13 protein-coding genes are annotated in these 18,313 nt (G+C 55.6%); 8 read left to right on the top strand and 5 right to left on the bottom strand.

The genetic code is table 11. The features are described from left to right. Positions 1–28 precede the first annotated feature (28 nt). Complete coding sequence (locus tag QZ725_RS10620) at positions 29–2,389, top strand: TonB-dependent siderophore receptor (RefSeq protein WP_293779316.1); 2,361 nt, start codon at positions 29–31, stop codon at positions 2,387–2,389. 168 nt (positions 2,390–2,557) lie between these two features. Here QZ725_RS10620 and QZ725_RS10615 read toward each other — a convergent pair whose 3' ends face one another. Next, the gene (locus QZ725_RS10615; RefSeq protein WP_293779314.1) at positions 2,558–3,781 is read right to left on the bottom strand and encodes a DUF1501 domain-containing protein; all 1,224 of its coding nucleotides are present in this window, start codon (positions 3,779–3,781) and stop codon (positions 2,558–2,560) included. A gap of 44 nt (positions 3,782–3,825) precedes the next feature. After that, positions 3,826–5,292 (bottom strand): DUF1800 domain-containing protein, encoded by a 1,467-nt coding sequence (locus tag QZ725_RS10610; protein WP_293779312.1) that lies wholly within the window; start codon positions 5,290–5,292, stop codon positions 3,826–3,828. A 674-nt stretch (positions 5,293–5,966) separates the two neighbouring features. Between QZ725_RS10610 and QZ725_RS10605 the strand changes: the two genes are divergently transcribed. Further along, complete coding sequence (locus tag QZ725_RS10605) at positions 5,967–8,030, top strand: TonB-dependent siderophore receptor (protein ID WP_293779310.1); 2,064 nt, start codon at positions 5,967–5,969, stop codon at positions 8,028–8,030. 105 nt (positions 8,031–8,135) lie between these two features. Here QZ725_RS10605 and QZ725_RS10600 read toward each other — a convergent pair whose 3' ends face one another. The 3 genes from QZ725_RS10600 to QZ725_RS10590 form a co-directional block, all read right to left on the bottom strand. After that, entirely contained in the window at positions 8,136–8,564 is a 429-nt protein-coding gene (locus QZ725_RS10600; RefSeq protein WP_293779320.1) for a group III truncated hemoglobin, read from the bottom strand. A 101-nt stretch (positions 8,565–8,665) separates the two neighbouring features. Continuing rightward, positions 8,666–9,145, bottom strand: a complete 480-nt coding sequence (locus tag QZ725_RS10595) for a nuclear transport factor 2 family protein (protein WP_293779308.1) — start codon at positions 9,143–9,145, stop codon at positions 8,666–8,668. Positions 9,146–9,237: 92 nt separating this feature from the next. After that, positions 9,238–9,801, bottom strand: coding sequence for a TetR/AcrR family transcriptional regulator (locus tag QZ725_RS10590; protein WP_293779306.1), 564 nt, complete (start codon positions 9,799–9,801; stop codon positions 9,238–9,240). 328 nt (positions 9,802–10,129) lie between these two features. Here QZ725_RS10590 and cydD point away from each other — a divergent pair, with 328 nt between their 5' ends. The 6 genes from cydD to QZ725_RS10560 all read left to right on the top strand — a co-directional run bounded on the left by cydD (position 10,130) and on the right by QZ725_RS10560 (position 18,308). Further along, complete coding sequence (cydD, locus tag QZ725_RS10585; RefSeq protein ID WP_293779304.1) at positions 10,130–11,749, top strand: thiol reductant ABC exporter subunit CydD; 1,620 nt, start codon at positions 10,130–10,132, stop codon at positions 11,747–11,749. Between the two features lie 47 nt (positions 11,750–11,796). After that, on the top strand, positions 11,797–13,488 hold the full coding sequence (locus QZ725_RS10580; RefSeq protein ID WP_293779318.1) for an ATP-binding cassette domain-containing protein: 1,692 nt from the start codon (positions 11,797–11,799) through the stop codon (positions 13,486–13,488). Between the two features lie 76 nt (positions 13,489–13,564). Continuing rightward, a complete protein-coding gene (locus QZ725_RS10575) occupies positions 13,565–15,166 on the top strand; it encodes a cytochrome ubiquinol oxidase subunit I (protein WP_293779302.1) in 1,602 nt (533 codons plus the stop codon). After that, on the top strand, positions 15,163–16,317 hold the full coding sequence (gene cydB / locus QZ725_RS10570; RefSeq protein ID WP_293779300.1) for a cytochrome d ubiquinol oxidase subunit II: 1,155 nt from the start codon (positions 15,163–15,165) through the stop codon (positions 16,315–16,317). The genes QZ725_RS10575 and cydB overlap by 4 nt, the downstream gene beginning before the upstream one ends. A 57-nt stretch (positions 16,318–16,374) precedes the next feature. Next, positions 16,375–16,497 carry a cytochrome bd-I oxidase subunit CydX gene (gene cydX, locus QZ725_RS10565; RefSeq protein ID WP_293779298.1) on the top strand — a complete coding sequence of 41 codons (123 nt, stop codon included), beginning with the start codon at positions 16,375–16,377 and terminating at the stop codon, positions 16,495–16,497. A gap of 167 nt (positions 16,498–16,664) precedes the next feature. Then, positions 16,665–18,308 (top strand): Na+/H+ antiporter, encoded by a 1,644-nt coding sequence (locus QZ725_RS10560; RefSeq protein WP_293779296.1) that lies wholly within the window; start codon positions 16,665–16,667, stop codon positions 18,306–18,308. The last annotated feature ends 5 nt before the right edge of the window (positions 18,309–18,313 follow it).

The raw sequence follows: 18,313 nt of genomic DNA, 5'->3' as shown, positions 1-18,313 counted from the left end.
TTTCTAAAATGAGAATCATTATTAATAAATGATTCAGCGAAAGGAAATTTCCACAGTGTTGCCGCATCATTCTGCCCATGAAATCCCTTCTCATCCCCGTGCCTTGTCACGTGCCATACAAAAAGCTTTATTAAACATGGCACTTGCGGCCTTATCCATGCAGCACGCCTTCGCACAAGATAGTGGCACTGCAGCACCTGCTGAAGAAGCCGTACTACCAGCAGTTACCGCCACGGCGCAACGTACAACCACCACCGAAGGTTCGCAATCCTACGGCGCACGTGCTGCCAGTTCTTCGACGGGTTTGACTTTGGCGCCGCGGGATACGCCGCAATCGGTGACGGTAATCACGCGGCAGCAACTGGATGATCAGAACATCCAGAATGTCGATCAATTGCTGAGTGCCACGCCTGGCGTAACGACGACACAGCTGGATGTCGGGACGCGCGTGACTTTCCGCGCACGCGGATTTGATGTCACCACATATCGTGTTGATGATATCGAAAGCAATGCGCAGACCAGCTTTTCCGGAACCGGATCGACATTGGATCTGAACCTGTATGACCATGTCGAAGTTGTTCGCGGAGCAAATGGCTTGCTGGGTGGGACAGGTGACCCTTCGGCGACAGTCAATTTGGTTCGCAAGAAGCCGACCAAGGAACGCAAAATCAGTGCCGGGGTTTCCTACGGGAGCTGGAATACCAAGCGTTTCAATGTGGATGCCAATTTGCCAGTGACGGAAGATGGTCGTGTACGGTCAAGATTTGTGATCAGTACCGCTAATGCAGGTTCTTTCCGCGAACGCGAAAGCATCAACAGCCTTGGTTTTCTTGGGTCGATCGAAGCGGATTTGACGCCGGATACGACGTTGAACGTAGGCGTTCAGCATGAAAAGAATCGACACAATGGCGCCTCCTGGGGACCAAGTGTGCCGGTATGGTACGCCGATGGATCAACAACCAATCTGTCGCGCAGTTTTCATCCGGTTGCGAACTGGAGTTATACCGACGTCGAGAGTACAACCGTATTCGCGAACCTAGAACACCGCTTGGCAAATCGGTGGAAAGCGAAATTGGCGCTATCGCATTCCGAAAGTGACTCCATCAACAATCTCGGCGTCGTCAAGGCAAATTACAACTCGACCACAGGGATTTATTCAGGTTTGATCACGCAAAGCGGAACGGGGGGCATTCTGAATGGCTTTCATTCTGAATATGAGTCGCAAATGACCGGTTTATCCGCCTCCGTAGGTGGGCCGTTCAATTTGTTTGGGCGGGAGCATGAATTCGTCATCGGCGCAAACGGAACAAAATCCCAGTTGACACAGTACACATTCTCGAGTGCCTCACCTGCTAACTGCAGCCTCGCAGGAACATTGCGCACCAGTTGCATGATCCGTACCGGCTTATCAATCCCAAATGTATTTTCCTGGGATGGTAACTATGCAGATTTTGTGACGTTCCGCACGAACGCACGGGCAGAAACGACGACGAATAATTACGGTATTTACGCAACCAGTCGTTTCAATCTGACTGACAAGCTCAAGACCATTGTTGGGGCTCGCCTGAGTGACTACGAGACGTATATAGATACCTACTCAGTTGCGAATGTTGCTACCCGTAGTGCGATGCAATCGAAGAAAGTTGTTACGCCTTATGTCGGTGTCGTATATGACCTGAACGAAAAATATTCGGTGTATGCAAGTTATACCGACGTGTTTAAGCCACAGTCACAGCGCGATACATCTGGCGACGTTCTTAAACCGGTTACAGGATCATCTTATGAAATGGGTGTAAAGGGCGAATTGCTGGATGGTGCATTGAATGTGTCAGCAGCGATCTTTCAAGCCAAGCAAAATAATGTGGCCGTCATTGATGGCAATAATGTTGTTCCTGGTACCAACGGGACACAAGCTTATGTAGCTAGTGGTAGTGGTGTCGAGTCTCGCGGCATTGAATTGGCTGCAAGCGGCAACCTGACGAAAAACTGGACTGGGATGATCGGCTACGCCTATCTTGAGCAGGACGGTTTGACAAATGCCAATCGTGATCCGCACAACACTGTGAAAGTGCAGACGGCATATCAATTCTCCGGCGACTTGAGCAAGCTTACTATTGGTGGCGGCGTGTCTTATGAAAGTGCGACCGTATGGGGGACGAATGTCGTGATTCCATTGGCCGGCGGTGGCACGACGACTACTCCAGTGCGTACCAGTGGAGTTGCACTCGCCAATGCCATGGCGCGTTATCAGATCAACGACAAGACAACGCTGACGCTCAACATCAACAATCTGTTTGATAAAACCTACTATCGTCAGTACGGGTTTTACAATGGCCTGATTTATGGAGAGCCACGTAGTATCACCGTCGGTTTGCGCGCAGATTTTTAATCCTGGAAATCGCTGTCTTCAAACGACTGCTTCGGCAGTCGTTTTTTATTGATCAACATCGATTCGTATTTGCTGAAAGCTGTCTAAATAGGCTGCATATATCTATTGAATAACGAACGTGCATATGGACACCCTTGCTTGGCAGGTTTGCTGCCGAAGAACGCAAAATCAGGCAAACAGCCGCAAGGATGTACTCCCTGGCCCAGCCGGAAAGACCTGATTCAGCCGACGATCATTCAACAAGAGATGCCGTTCGGTTACCTGCGCCAGCACAGAGCGGAAATCCGTTGTCACCGGCAGATCGCGCGCTTCATGTAACTGCTTGCTGGCAAGACCTTGCCATTCTCCATAGACCTTGCCGCCATTGACGCGACCACCGAGCAGCCACATCGCATTGCCATGCCCGTGATCGGTTCCCTGATTGCCGTTTTCCTTCGCGGTGCGCCCGAATTCCGACATGACGACGATGGTTGTCTGGTCGAACAGCGGGCCGAGCTCGCGAGCCAGTGTGGCAAGGCCTTCGCCCAACGGTGCGAGTCGATTGGCGAGTTGGCCTTTGCCCGCACCCTGATTGGCATGCGTATCCCAGCCGCCGAGTGCGACGAAGGCCATCTGGATGCGTGCATCGCTACGCATCAGGCGGGCGAGTTGCGTGGCATCCCTAGGAAAACCATTCGGCAGTGGTGCGCCGCCATTGGCCTTGCGCATTTCTTCACTCATCGAAGCAGCAGCAATTTCGCGCCGGGCGGCACGCGCATCCTGATAGACGGTGGCAAAACGTTCGCTGTTGCCATACATGGCGTCGAAGGCATCACTGATTTGTGGCTTGTCGAGGAAGCCGTTACCGGGGGCGGCGAGATTGGCAATATTGGTAGTGGCTGCTCGGCCACTGAGAATGCGTGGCATGACGGCACCAACGCCCAGCACGCGAACAGGTGAGGCTTCACCTGGCAATGCTGCAACGAGGCGATTCATCCAGCCATCCCTGGTACGCTTGTTGCCGGGCGTGCCCGTCTCCAGATAGTCCTGCGCGTCGAAGTGCGAACGGCTGGGGTCGGGTGAGCCGCTGGCATGAATGAAGGCCAGCTTCTTTTCTTCCCATAGCGGTTGCAGATCCTGCAGGGCAGGGTGCAGACCGAAGTAGCCATCCAGATTGATGGCGCCATTCTCTTGGCCCGGTGGGGCAAGGCCAATCGTCGGCCGCAATTGTCGATAGTCGGCATCGCCATACGGTGCGACGACATTCAAACCATCGATCGCGCCGCGCAACATGACGACGATCAGCTTGCGGTCGGCAGGTGCACCGGTCGCTGCCCACGCATGAGAGCCGAGCGGCAGGATCAGGCCCGCCGTCAGCAGCATGGACGATTGCAGAAAATGGCGACGTTGCATGAAAGACTCCTTGCTCCTGATACTGCCAACTTATGTAGCAAAGGCTACTTTTGCATGAAATCCGGACTGCCGAGAATCAGGGCAGCGCGTAGTGGTGGGGCTTGCATGTCGATGACGGCACGGGTTTTCTCGCCGATGCTGTTGCCAAGGGTTTGCAGCAAGGCATCGGCATCCGGTGCTTGCGGTTTGGATTTGGCCGCATCGGGCGTTTGCTCGGTTTGCTGCAAACGCTGAATCAGGCGTCCTGATCCCAGATCGCCGGCATAGGTAATGCGTCGCGTCAGTGCATCGGGATTCAGCCATGCCTCTTGCGTATTCTTGTAGCCGTCAGGCGTCTGGCAACCGTAGAGCGGCATGCCCAACTGGTTGAGATTGTTGAGGATTGGCTGCACGTTCGTCACACTGATGCCTGTGGCACGCAGGCTGGATATGACGTATTGATACGGCGTTTTGTATTTGTTGCCAATATTGGCTGCATCCATGAATTCCTTGCTGTGAAAGAGAGTGCGTAGCACTTCGCGGATATCGCCATCGGTTTGCAGATAACGTTGCGCCATGCGTTTGACGAGGGCCGGCGGTGGCGTATCGCTGACGAAGTATTGCGCGAGCTCTTGCGACAGATGGCGTGCCGTCGCCGGGCTGCTCGCCAGATGGTCCAATGCCTGTTCGCCTTCGACTTGGCCTTGCGGTGAAATTGACATGCCCAGCCATTGCTTCACGCCCTGATCGTGTCGGCGCGCATCAAAAACGAACATCTGATTGTTTTGCATGAGCGCCTGACGATTGAAGGTCCAGCCCGTCAGGATGCGTGCCAATGCCGTGACATCCTGCTGCGTGTAACCATTGTCGACGCCGAGCGTATGCAGTTCCATCAGCTCGCGCGCATAGTTTTCATTCAAGCCTGTGCGTTTCTTGTTGGGTTTGTCCGTCTCTTCGGGCTGGTCAACGACCGACAGCCAGTTGTCCAGATAGAACAGCATGGCCGGATGCTTGGCTGTCGCGCCGAGCAGATCGCGGAAATGCCCGAGCGCGTAAGGACGGATCGCATCCCGTTCATAGCTTGCAATTAGCGGTCGGACGAGATCCTTGCCGGCGAATACATTGAAGTGGTTGAACCAGAAATCCACCATGACTTCCTGCAACTGGCGCGGGCTGTCGATGGCGCGGATCAGCCGCGCTTCGGCAGTCTGGCGATTGATGCGTTCCTGCGCCTTGGCGTTCTCATCATTCGCATTCTCGCGGGCGGTTTTGCGTGCATTGACGTAGTCGGCAACCGTTTGTCCTGCTGGCGCCTGTGCCACATCCAGCGCTTGCAGACGTTGCTCCAGTTCTTGTGGCAAGGGGATGCGTTCCGGCTGAAGCTGCTGATCGATGTAGCGCATTACACCCATACGATTGACTTGCTCGATATCGCCGGGGCGCGGGCCGTAGGCAAGGCGATTCAACACGTGAACCGTTTGCACGTCATTCGATGTGAGCGTGGCGGCAAACGAAAAGGATGCTGCCGTCATTGAGAAAAGACAGAGAGCGAACAGCTTCCAAATTTTCCGATGAGTCTGCATAACATTCGCGAGGTGAGAGTGCATGAATGCATGGTAGTCGCTTTCCACGCAAGCATATGGAGAGGGAAGCTATTTCTTGTAAGCGGATGTATCAAAAGAGAAGACCGTGTTGCGAGCACCTGAAGCTCGCATGAAGAAACTGCTATGACTCAATGAACTGGATTCGGCAGCAAACTTATCGGTGTCATATCGATCTGGAAATGTTGCCGTGCAAGAAAAATGTACATGACAAAAACGCTGCACAAGGCAGCGTTTTTATCGATCAGAACACTCTATTCAGGCTTAGCAAGAAGCTGCGTGACCACCAAAATACCTTGTCCGTTAAAAGTCTTCTTTAACGAAAATGGAAAATAAAGTGATCGTCTGTTGTAAAAAAAGCGTCAAAAACAATTTATTGTTGACTAAAAAAAATAGGAATAATTATCATTCAACCCTATTTTTGATCAGCCAGCCTTCCTCGCCCGTGTTGTTGTCCAACAGCCTTTTGCGATGCCAGCCAATCTCATCCTTAGGAGATATGAATGGCAAATCACGCAAAGACCCACTTCCCGAAACGCCGTCCATTAGTCGTCTTGGTGGCACTTGCCATTCCAGCGATGGTGCATGCACAGCAAGCCACGCAAGTGGATACGCTGCCTGAAATCAAGGTAGAGGCTGCCACGCTGGGCGAGACGACGGAGGGAACGGGCTCCTATACCAGCGGTCGTTCGAAATCGGCTACGCCGTTGAGCATGTCTCTGCGCGACACGCCGCAATCGGTCTCGGTCGTAACACAACAGCGTATCGAAGATCAGCGTCTGCTAACGGTAACTGACGTGCTCAATAACACCACCGGCGTATCGGTCAATCAGTACGAGACAAACCGTGCGCAGTTCAATGCGCGCGGCTTCAAGATCAACAATATTATGATCGACGGCGTGCCAACGACATGGGGGCAAGGATGGAGTTCTGGCGAGGTGATGAGCAGTCTTGCTCCTTATGATCGTGTAGAAATCGTGCGCGGTGCAACGGGTTTGATGACGGGAGTAGGCGATCCTTCGGCTGCGATCAATCTGGTGCATAAGCGTGCCGCCAGCAAGACGTTCACGGGTTCAGCAGATGTGGGCATTGGAAGCTGGAATCAGCGGCGCGCATCTGCAGACGTATCGTCTTCTCTGAATCAAGCAGGCACTGTGCGTGGCCGCCTGGTAGCGGAGTACGAGCAGAAAGACAGCTGGATTGATCTGATGAAGAACAAGGCACAAACCGTGTTTGGAACGATCGAGGCTGATCTGACTGATAACACCTTGCTGACGCTTGGATTCAGTCGTCAGGAAAACAATACGAAGAGTCCGATGTGGGGCGGCTTACCAGTCTGGTATAGCGACGGGACAAGGACCAATTTCGACCGATCAAAAACGACTTCTGCCAATTGGTCGCGCTGGGACGCAACGTATGAAAACTATTTCGCCAAACTCGAACATCGATTTGGTAATGGGTGGAAGATCGAAGGTAATTACAGCTATGGCGAGCGGAACGGCGATTCGTATTTGTATTACCAATCCGGCTTCCCGAACCGCGCGACAGGATTGGGATTGACCGCAAACGGTGGTTCTTATCTCACGCAGACGCGACAAAACGATCTTTCCGTGAATGTCAGTGGTCCATTCGCTCTGGCAGGGCGTACGCATGAACTAGCCGCCGGATACATTTACTCTGAGCAGAAATTCAATTCCTACACACGCGGGTATCTACCGGCGAGCAGCGCTAACTTCAACACGTGGAATGGTGGGGTCCCTGCGCCAAACTGGACTGCGCCAACCTACTATCAGGACGATACAACCAAACAGCAGTCGCTCTATGGCGTTGCACGATTCAGTTTGGCTGACCCAATTAAATTGATTCTTGGCTCGCGTGTGACAAGCTACGACAAATCAGGAAATGCCTATTACCTTGCTCAGCCCTACCAGACGATCAAGGTAGACCACAAGGTCACACCGTACGCCGGTCTGATTTACGACATCAATGAAAATTTCTCGGCTTATGCAAGCTATACAAGCATTTTCCAGACACAGAGCGAGACCACAGTAACGGGTAGTTATCTGAAGCCCGTAATTGGGAAAAGTGCCGAGGCGGGTATCAAAGGCGAGTTCATTGGCGGACGTCTTAATGGTTCGTTGGCCGTATTCCATATAAAACAGGACAACCTGGCTCAAGCGGCAGGAACCATTGCAGGACGTGCGTATTACACCGAGGCCAATGGCGCAACCAGCGATGGTTTTGAGTTGGATTTAGCGGGCGAGTTGGCACGCGGATGGAACATCAACGTCGGCTATACGCAATTTGAAGCGACCAAGGCAGATGGCACGGATGTGAATACCGTCTACCCACGTAAGTTGTTCAGGGTATTTACGACCTATCGCTTACCAGGCCAATGGAATGGGTTGACGGTCGGCGGTGGTGTGAATTGGCAAGATGCGACCTACGCGATCGCAACCAATCCTTCTGGAGCAAAAGAGCGATTCGAGCAAAAGGCTTTCAGCCTTGTAAATCTGATGGCGCGCTACGACTTTTCTCCCAAGCTTTCCGCACAACTGAATATCAATAATGTCTTTGATAAAACGTATTTCGGTATGGCAGAGGCGTTCGGTCAGTTGACCTACGGCGAACCGAGAAATGCGACGCTCAGCCTTCGCTACCGTTTCTAAGTGTTCTTGCTCGAAGTAGGGAAGAAGGCGCGGGCAAAGCTTTATTGGTTAGTACATCGAAGTTGGCGAAATGCGGATATTTGGCCTGAATGTCTCCGTGACGTTCTAGGACTCCGTAGTTTTGTCAGCCTGATCCAGTCTCAAGTCATGTGGCATGGTGCCCGGCGCATTCTGCATTTGCCAGCCGTACCAAAGGCTTTGCGCAATGCGGCGGGCGGTGCTGTAGGCGCGTTCGCCCATGGCCTGATTCGGCTGTTCGCGTGTTGTAATCAGAAAGAGCGCGAGCCAGCGCTCGAATAAGGATTCGTCCAGATGCGCCATCTGCGCATGCTTTTGCATGGGCGTGCCGGTGTAGCTGCCGGTACCGCGCAGAATCGAGGACCAGAAGCGTGTGAGTGTGACCAAGTGTTCATCCCAATCGTGTACCTGTCGGTTAAAGATGGGGCCGAGCACGTCGTCCTTGCGCACACGCGCATAGAATGCATGGACCAGTGTGCGGACTTCTTCTTCGGTGCAAAGCTCGGGATTCAGCATGGTGATCTTGATAAAGGCCGTGATGTGCGTCTTGTCGCCAGGCGATATTAACGCATCATCCCGAGCCACCCGCTTGATATGAATCAAGCGGGGGAGGGGCATCAAAGTCCGAGTTCGCTCAGGCCCGGATGATCGTCAGGGCGGCGGCCGAGAGGCCAGTGGAACTTGCGCTCCGATTCCTTGATCGGTTTGTCGTTGATCGATGCGTAGCGATTGATCATCAGACCGTCTTCGCCGAATTCCCAGTTTTCATTCCCATATGAACGGAACCAGTTGCCGGCATCGTCATGCCATTCATAGGCATAGCGTACGGCGATACGGTTGTCGGTGAACGCCCACAGTTCCTTGATCAGTCGATAGTCGAGTTCCTTGGCCCATTTGCGTTCGAGGAAGGCTTGCGCTTCTGCGCGGTTCGTAACGAATTCGGCACGGTTACGCCATTTGGTGTCAACGCTGTACGCAAGGGCGACTTTGGAGGCATCTCGGCCGTTCCAGCCATCTTCGGCAAGACGGACTTTCTGGATGGCGGTTTCACGCGTGAACGGAGGCAGTGGCGGGCGGACGTTCGGGTTGGCAGACATCATGATCTCCTGTGGTGGTTAAGGCGTAAGAAAGAACTGCATGTGCAACGAAATCGATAAAACGTTTTTCTCTGCTTTGTGCATGAGCCAGCTCATGTCTTCAACAGTTTGCGTGCCAGTTGCTGCGCTTCGCGTGCTGCTTCCTTGCGACCCATGACGAGTGCGACGGTAATGGCACCATCGATCAGGATCAGGAATTCCGCAGCCAGTTGATCGGCATCCTCTGCACCATAGGCGACAGCCAGTTTGTGCAGATAGTCGCGCAGCTTGATCTTGTGCCGCTTGGCGACGGCACGTATCGGGTCGCGTTCATCGCCAATTTCGCCTGCGGCATTGATGAAGGCACAGCCGCGAAAGTCCGGGGTAAAAAACCATTCTTCCAGTGCGTCGAATGTCGCCAGCAATTTGCCGGCAGGCGTATCGGCCTTGCCGCTACGCGCGATGAACCAGTTCATCCAGCGCACATCGCGCTTGGCCAGCGCATCGGCCACCAACTCATCCTTGTTGCGGTAATACGTATAAATCGTTTTCCTGGCAACGCCAGATTCCTTGACGATGCGATCCATGCCGGTGGCGGTAATGCCGCCCGCATAGATCAGTCGCTCGGTTGCTGCCAGCAGCTTCTGCCGCGGTTCGGTCATGTCGGGATCGTCCATGTCTGCATGGTAGAACGATCGTTCTACTCCGTCAAGGAAGAATTTATTGTGTGGTTTTCCAGACGCCTGCCGATGTCATGGATACGCATTACTTGATGTAGCTCAATAAACGGAATCGTGGTTGGCGCACCATACGTTCAACTTCTGTCGTGTAGTGCATCCACACGTGTGAGGCGATTTGTCCTAGGGCAGATTGTCCTCGGGTGATTTGCCATATCGACAGCCTCTAGCGATTGATCGACCATCCACATCCATGAAGCAAGCTGCAGTCCTGTTTTCCCAGCTCAGACTTTCGAAAGGAAGAGAGGCGGGCAGCATTTTGCAGTCGATGGCTTCCTTGCTTTGGATTCCACAGGCTGCGTTGCTGGCGTACTCCGTGCAGTCGCTTGCCGATGGCAACGGTGTCGAAAGCATCGTTTTCTCTGTGCTGGCAATTTTCATGCTGGGCGTGGCGCGCGCAGTTGCTGACATGGTTGGGCTGCGCCTGGTTTTCAAACGTGCGCGCACCAGATTGAGCGAACTGCGTCACGTTCTGGCCGAAGTCATCGCCATGCGTTCGCCGATTGATCCGCAACGTCCAGCATCCGGCCTGGCTGGTAGCGCTTTGGCCGAGCAGGCCGAGGCTGTGTTGCCTTATCTCGTGCGGTACCAGCCAGCACGTTTGCGTGCAACCATCGTGCCACTGGTGATTCTTGCCTGCGTGTCGAGCGTTTCGTGGGTGGCGGGGTTGATTCTGCTGGTTGCCGCGCCGTTGATCCCTGTTTTCATGGCACTGGTTGGTTGGCGTGCCAAAGCTGCCAGCGAGGCGCAACTGGGCGAGATCGGCAACATGAATGCCTTTTTGCTGGATCGCCTGCGCGGGTTGACGACCATTCGTTCCCTGCAAGCCGTTGACCGTACGGCTGATCGTCTTCACGACACTGCACACGATCTGCGTCGCCGCACCATGGCCGTTTTGCGGATTGCCTTTCTTTCTTCTGCCGTACTGGAGTTGTTTTCCGCTCTTGGCGTGGCACTGGTCGCCGTCTACATCGGCTTCCACCTGCTTGGCCAACTACCATTCGGCACCTGGAGCGACAAGCTTACCTTGGGACAGGCACTTTTCGTCCTGCTGCTCTCGCCATCCTTCTTCGAACCATTGCGTGAACTGTCTGCGGCCTGGCATGACCGTGCATCTGGCGAAGCTGCGCTGGATCAGATGGCATTGCTGACGCAGCAAGGCATGAATCTGCCCGAACATGGGTTGCATGCCGTTGCAACGGATGCGACAAAGCCGGCAAAAAAAATGGTCGCGCCTGCAATCGCCGTGCATCACGTGCATTTCACCTATCCAGAAGGTGCGAAGGCGCTGAATGACGTGAATATGCATATTGCTGCCGGTGAACATGTTGCCATCCTTGCGCCTAGCGGCATCGGCAAATCGACCCTGCTGGCGCTGATCGCTGGTATGGCAGCACCGCAGCATGGCGAGATCCTGATCGACGGGCAGCGCCTGCAGGCAGACAGCGTGAAAACCTTGCGTCGCCGCATGGCATGGGTCGGTCAGAATCCGCATGTATTCGCAGGATCGGTGCGCAGCAATGTGTCATTTGGTCGCGCTGATGTGAGCAAGACCGATGTCGAACATGCCTTGCATCTGGCGGCCTTGCACAAGGTGCCGCAAGCGCAGCAGGGCGTCATTCTGGGCGAAATGGGTGGTGGTCTGTCGGGGGGCGAGGTCGTGCGGCTGGCGCTGGCACGTGCGGCAGCGAATGCCGATGCGGCCATTCTCCTCGTCGACGAGCCGACTGCCCATCTGGATCGCGAAACGGCTGAACAAGTCATGCAGGCACTTCTGCGTTTGGCGCAAGGCAAGACCATGCTCGTGGCAACGCATGACATGACACTGGCAAATCGCCTTGATCGCACGATCGTACTGGGCGAGAAAGAGCGGGTGCGCGCATGCTGAATACGTCAAGCAAACGCACCGGCACCTTGCGCGATGTACGCGGAGTCATGCAACTGTTTGCGGTCGGCCATCGTCGTCAGGCGTGGATGGGCGCCGGCATTGCCGCGCTCACTGTTTTGTCCGGCATGGCCTTGCTCGGTTTGTCCGGCTGGTTCATTACTGCCACCGCGATTGCCGGTCTTAACGTTGCGCTGGCTTTCACCTTCGATGTCTTCATGCCATCTGCCGGTATTCGTTTGCTGGCTATGGGACGTACCGGGTTGCGCTATGGCGAACGCATGGTCACACACGATACGACCTTGAGCGTGCTGGCCGATCTGCGTGTGCGCTTGTTCCGTGGCTGGGCACAACCGCAGGCGGCACGCCGCTTGCTGGCACGGCCGGCACAATTGCTGTTTCGTTTGACGACCGATATCGATGCGCTGGACTCCGTCTATTTGCGTGTGATGGTGCCGGTATTTTCAGCCATGGTGGCCGCCGTGGTCACCGGCATCGCGCTGGCGTTCGTTCAGCCTTGGCTGGGGCTTGGCGTCGTATGCTGGCTGCTCGTGAGCGGACTTGGTATTGCCTTGTTCGTGGCACGACGCGCTGCGCGCATTGCACGCAACCGTCATCACGCACTGGAAGCCTTGCGTGCTCGTAGCGTTGATCTCGTAGCCGGGCAAAGCGAGTTGCTCATGCATGGTCGTTTGCAGGCCCAGTGCAGCAAGATCGATGCTGCCGATGCACGCATCGCGCAGGCTGACGATGCGCTTAATCACCTCGAATCCCTTTCCGGCATGGCCTATGCGATTGCCGGTGCCGGTTTGCTTTGCAGCACCTTGCTTGCGGTTGCCTTCTTGATCGAGCAACACCTGATCGATGCGCCGGTCGCAGCGTTCTGCCTATTGCTGGTGCTAACTGCCACGGAGCCATTTTCCGCGTTGCGTCGCGGTGCGATCGAATGGGGCCGCACCTTATTGTCCGTCAAGCGTCTGTCCGAACCATTGCATCTCGCGAATTTGCCTGCCGTATCGCTGGCAACAGTAGCGTCGTCAGCTTTGATCCCTGCACCTGTGGTGCAACTGTCCGACATCAGCGTGCATCCCGATCCTGCCAATGTCACTCGCCCCTACATTCACAACCTGTCGCTGACCATCGGTGCGGGCGAGCGCGTGGCCTTGATCGGTCATAGCGGCGCAGGAAAATCGACGCTGATGGCCTTGCTGGCAGGCGAGATTTCAGCGCTGGATGGAGATTGCGAAGTCTCCACCAATGTGCTGATGACGCAGCGCACCGAATTGTTTCAGGACAGCCTGCGTGACAACCTCTTGCTGGCCAATCCCGATGCGGATGATGCGCAGCTATGGATGGTGTTGCGCAAGGCCGGTCTTGCCGATGTGGTGGCGGCCATGCCACGCAAGCTGGATACGCGATTGGGCGAAGGCGGTTTGGGGCTTTCTGGGGGGCAGGCTCGACGGTTGGCATTGGCACGCGTGCTGCTGCGTCCTTTGCCGCTGTGGTTGCTGGATGAGCCAACCGAAGGCCTGGATCAGGCAACCGCGAACGACGTGCTGATCGGCTTACGTCAGGCATGCATGGAGCGTCCGCAGCAAACCATGCTGATCGCGACGCATATTCGTCGTGAAGCCGCCTTGGCCGATCGCATCCTGCGCATGCATCGCGGTGCAATCGTCGCCGATATCCGACGCGGCGAACCATTGTTCGGTGTCTTGCTGGCGTCGTTGCGGCAGGACTAAAGGGTTTTGTCTTTGAAAGTGATTGTCTGGCAGTCAGGATTTTTGTTTTAAGGGAAGGTTTTTAAAAGAGGACGTTATGGATCTCGATATTGTTTCACTCTCGCGATTACAGTTCGCCGCCACGGCGCTGTATCACTTCATCTTCGTGCCGCTTACGCTGGGTCTGTCGATCCTGCTGGCGATCATGGAAACGGTCTATGTCATGACAGGCCGCACGATCTGGCGCGACATGACCAAGTTCTGGGGCACGCTATTCGGTATCAACTTTGCGATGGGCGTCGCCACCGGCGTCGTCATGGAATTCCAGTTCGGCATGAACTGGAGCTACTACAGCCATTACGTCGGTGACGTTTTCGGTGCGCCACTGGCAATCGAAGGCTTGATGGCCTTCTTCCTCGAAGCTACCTTCGTCGGCCTGTTCTTCTTCGGTTGGGACAAGCTCTCCAAGGTCGGCCATCTGATCACGACTTGGGCGGTTGCCATCGGCTCCAACCTGTCGGCCTTGTGGATTCTGATCGCTAATGGCTGGATGCAAAATCCGGTCGGCGCGGCCTTCAATCCCGACACCATGCGCATGGAAGTCGTGGATTTCTTCGCCGTGCTGACCAATCCGGTGGCACAGGCCAAGTTCGTGCACACGGTTTCGGCTGGCTATGTCGCTGCCTCGGTATTCGTGCTGGGTGTGTCGGCGTGGTTCCTGCTGAAGGGACGCCATCTGGATATCGCCAAACGCTCGATGACGGTGGCGGCTTCCTTCGGTCTGGCCGCGGCCTTGTCGGTGGTCGTGCTGGGTGATGAAAGCGGTTATCTCTCGACTGAACACCAAAAGATGAAACTGGCCGCCATCGAAGGCATGTGGGATACGCAGGATGCACCGGCTGCCTTTACGCTGGTCGGTTTTCCGGATCAGGAAGCACGCGAGAATCACTACGCGATTCACGTGCCATTCATCATGGGTCTGATCGGTACACGTTCGCTGGATACCTCCATTCCCGGCATCATCGAACTCGTCGAGCGTGCAGAAGGTCGCATCTCGAATGGCTTGAAAGCCTACGATGCACTGCAGAAAATCCGTGAAAACGGCGGCATGAAGAACATCAGCCACGATCTGCAAGCGCAGTTCGAGGAAAACGGCGGCGATCTCGGCTATGCCTTGCTGTTGCGCCGCTACGTGGATGATCCGCGTCAGGCCACGCCTGAACAGATCAAGCAGGCTGCCTGGGATACCGTGCCGCAAGTGTCGCCCCTGTTCTGGAGCTTCCGCATCATGGTAGCAGTCGGCCTGTTCCTGATTCTGCTGACGGGCGTGTTCTTCGTACTGTCTGCGCGTCGCAAACTTGATCAATATCGCTGGCTGCTCAAGGTTGCATTGTGGTCGATTCCGCTGCCGTGGATCGCGATCGAGGCAGGCTGGTTCGTTGCCGAATTCGGCCGTCAGCCATGGGTGATCGAGGGCGTGTTGCCGACCGCGGTTGCCGTCTCGAACCTCGGTATCAAGACCTTGCTGATTTCACTCGGCGGTTTCGTGGCGATCTATACGACGCTACTGATCATCGAAGTCAAGCTGATGCTCAAATACATTCGCAAGGGCCCGGTCGATGAACACGATCCGACCGATGGCGTCAATGTGCGCGCCAACCAACCTTCCGCACCAACTGCAACCGTGGAGCTAGCATGATTCTGCACACACTTATCGAATATGACGTATTGCGCCTGACCTGGTGGGTATTGCTGGGTATATTGCTGATCGGCTTTGCGCTGACCGATGGTTTCGACCTCGGTACCGGCATCCTGTTGCCTTTCGTCGGCAAAGGCGACGTCGAACGTCGCGTCGCCATCAACGCTGTCGGCCCGGTCTGGGAAGGCAATCAGGTCTGGCTGATTCTCGGTGGTGGAGCCATCTTTGCCGCGTGGCCACAGCTGTATGCCGTGTCGTTCTCGGGCTTTTATCTGGCCATGTTCGCCATCCTGTTTGCATTGATCGTGCGTCCGGTGGCGTTCAAGTTCCGTAGCAAGCGTGAAGATGCCGGCTGGCGTCAGGCTTGGGATATGGGGTTGTTCGTTTCGGGCCTGATTCCTGCACTGATTTTCGGCGTCGCGATGGGCAATGTGCTGCAAGGTGTGCCATTCCGTTTTGACGGCAGCATGCAGATTTTCTACGAAGGCAGCTTCTTCGCGTTGCTGAATCCGTTTGCGCTGCTGTGCGGTCTGGTGTCGGTGACGATGCTGACGATGCATGGCGCGGCCTGGCTGCAACTGAAAACGCAAGGACCTGTCGCCGAACGTTCACGTGCCATTGGCAGCATTGCCGCCTTGCTGACCGCAGTGCTGTATGCGATTGCCGGTGTCTTGTTGTGGAAATTCATCGATGGTTATCACATCAGCAGCATCGTTGATCCGACCGGCCCATCCAATCCCTTGCTGAAAACGGCTGAACTGAAAGTCGGTGTCTGGTTTGCCAATTACCAGGCGCATCCGTGGACCATGGCTGCACCGATTGTCGGTCTGGCCGGTGCCTTGCTGGCATTCATCGGATTGCGTGCACGCCGTGAGGTAGCGACCTTGCTGGCAAGCTCGCTCAGCATTGCCGGCATCATCCTCAGCGTCGGTGCGTCGATGTTCCCGTTCATCCTGCCGTCGTCACTCGATCCGCGCGCCAGTTTGACGGTATGGGATTCTTCGTCAAGCCACATGACACTGTTCATCATGCTGGTTTGCACGGTGGTGTTCATGCCGATCATCCTGGCCTACACGACGTGGGTATATCGTGTTTTGTGGGGCAAGGTGGACGAAAAAGCGATCAGCGAAGAACGCGGCCACGCTTACTGATCTGTATGTGAATCGCCCGCCGTCGATCAGACGGTGGGCAATCGAAAGGAGTTTCTTATGTGGTATTTCGCCTGGATTCTCGGCTTGCCTTTGGCCGCCGCCTTCGCTGTGCTGAACGCGATGTGGTACGAACTGATGGACGACGACGCCATCCGTCGTGAAAAGATGGACCGCGCCTGACGTCTGTATCGCCATGTGTTGGCTGTAACCGAAGGTAAATGCGGCGATTTCTCATTTCCTTCGGGTGACGGGCAGCGTAGAATCGGCCGGCGGCTACGCTGGCCGTTTTTACGTCATGCCGGGCGATGCGGGCTCGGATGGTTTTCCCTGTATTCACGACTTGCCCGATGCATAACGTCACCATTGTCCTGATTCTGCTGCTGGCCGTCGTTGCCAGCGCATTCGTCGCGCGGCTGTTGCCGCTCAAGGTGCCGCTGCCACTCGTGCAGATCGCCGCCGGTGCAGGGTTGTCTTACGGTTTCGGCATGACGGTGCCGCTGGACCCTGAGTTTTTCTTCCTGTTCTTCATTCCACCATTGCTGTTTCTCGATGGCTGGCGTATTCCAAAAAGTGCTTTTTTCCGCGATGCACGTCCGATCGTGACGCTCGCGATCGGTCTGGTGTTGTTCACGGTGATTGGTGTCGGCTATTTCGTGCACTGGATGATTCCCGCCGTACCGCTGGCTGCAGCCTTCGCACTGGCCGCCATTCTCTCGCCGACCGATCCTGTGGCGGTTTCGGCGATTGCTTCGCAAAATCCCATGCCGTCGCGCCTGATGCACATTCTGGAAGGTGAATCGTTGCTCAACGATGCGTCGGGCCTCGTCTGTTTTCACTTCGCCGTGCTGGCGGTCATCACGGGCAGTTTTTCGCTGATGGATGCCGGCCTCGATTTTCTGCAGGCAGCAGGTGGTGGCTTGGTTGCGGGCGTGGCCGTAGCCTGGCTGACCGGTTTGCTCAACCGCTGGCTGGTCATCGCTGCCGGGGAAGATCCGGGAACACAGATTCTCATCAGCATCTTGGTGCCGTTCGCCGCTTATCTGGCTGCCGAGCATATCGGTGGTTCCGGCATTCTGGCTGCCGCTGCAGCAGGCATCACCATGCATTACGCCGATCTGGTTGGACGCCGTCTGGCGACGACGCGCATGCAGCGCCGTGCGGTGTGGGATACGATCCAGATGGCGCTCAACGGGCTGATCTTTGTGATTCTCGGTGCGCAGTTGCGCAGCACGGTGGAAGGTTTGCCGCAGGTCTCGGCGGAGCTGGGCTTGCAGAGCGCCTGGTGGCTGGCGCTTTATGTACTGGCGATTACGGCGGTGTTGGCCGTGCTGCGTTTCATGTGGGTCTGGAGTTCGTTGCGCCTGACACTGTTTCGCCGCAAGGTCAAAGGAGAGGCAGAGGGCAGCAAGCCCTCGCTGGCATTGATGCTGGTGACGGCTTTCGCCGGTGTGCGTGGCGCATTGACGCTGGCCGGCATTCTCACTTTGCCTTATCTGTTACCCGATGGTGGCGCCTTTCCATCGCGCGATCTGCTGATCTTCCTCGCGAAAGGCGTGATCATGCTTTCGCTGCTGAATGCCAGCATCGCCTTGCCCTTGCTGACACGCCAGCTTGAATTGCTGCCGGAACCTGTTCATGGTGCAGGAGAGGGGGAAGCGCGCGTGGCAGCCGCCGAAGCGGCAATGAACCGACTGCGACAAATCAACGAGGAAGTTTCGGGGAGTGATGACGTGCGTGCGGAGGCGGTAGGTCGTGTGATGGAGCGCTATCAGCGCCGACTCGATTACGGCATTCAGGATGGGGAAGAGGGCGATCGCCAGCATTTGATCGAAGAGTCGGAGCGCTCCTTCCGTCTCGAAGGCATACGTGCCGAGCGGGAAGAGCTGTTCCAGATGTGGCTGGCGGACAAGCTCGACGATCAGGTACATCAGCAATTGTTGCGCGAACTCGATCTGATCGAAAATGCCCTGAGCCGCGATACCAGTCATTGATGGAC

The sequence above is a fragment of the uncultured Oxalicibacterium sp. genome, assembly GCF_913776015.1.
In the GTDB taxonomy this organism is placed as follows: domain Bacteria; phylum Pseudomonadota; class Gammaproteobacteria; order Burkholderiales; family Burkholderiaceae_D; genus Oxalicibacterium.
Note: the sequence above shows the minus strand (reverse complement) of the source record. Positions and strands in the feature narration are given on the sequence as shown.

Coding starts and splice junctions, on each gene's coding strand:
- QZ725_RS10620 (WP_293779316.1), top strand. CDS start 29: ATGATTCAGCGAAAGGAAATTTCCACAGTGTTGCCGCATCATTCTGCC.
- QZ725_RS10615 (WP_293779314.1), bottom strand. CDS start 3,781: ATGCAACGTCGCCATTTTCTGCAATCGTCCATGCTGCTGACGGCGGGC.
- QZ725_RS10610 (WP_293779312.1), bottom strand. CDS start 5,292: ATGACGGCAGCATCCTTTTCGTTTGCCGCCACGCTCACATCGAATGAC.
- QZ725_RS10600 (WP_293779320.1), bottom strand. CDS start 8,564: ATGCTGAATCCCGAGCTTTGCACCGAAGAAGAAGTCCGCACACTGGTC.
- QZ725_RS10595 (WP_293779308.1), bottom strand. CDS start 9,145: ATGTCTGCCAACCCGAACGTCCGCCCGCCACTGCCTCCGTTCACGCGT.
- QZ725_RS10590 (WP_293779306.1), bottom strand. CDS start 9,801: ATGGACGATCCCGACATGACCGAACCGCGGCAGAAGCTGCTGGCAGCA.
- cydD (WP_293779304.1), top strand. CDS start 10,130: ATGGCTTCCTTGCTTTGGATTCCACAGGCTGCGTTGCTGGCGTACTCC.
- QZ725_RS10580 (WP_293779318.1), top strand. CDS start 11,797: ATGCAACTGTTTGCGGTCGGCCATCGTCGTCAGGCGTGGATGGGCGCC.
- QZ725_RS10575 (WP_293779302.1), top strand. CDS start 13,565: ATGGATCTCGATATTGTTTCACTCTCGCGATTACAGTTCGCCGCCACG.
- cydB (WP_293779300.1), top strand. CDS start 15,163: ATGATTCTGCACACACTTATCGAATATGACGTATTGCGCCTGACCTGG.
- cydX (WP_293779298.1), top strand. CDS start 16,375: ATGTGGTATTTCGCCTGGATTCTCGGCTTGCCTTTGGCCGCCGCCTTC.
- QZ725_RS10560 (WP_293779296.1), top strand. CDS start 16,665: ATGCATAACGTCACCATTGTCCTGATTCTGCTGCTGGCCGTCGTTGCC.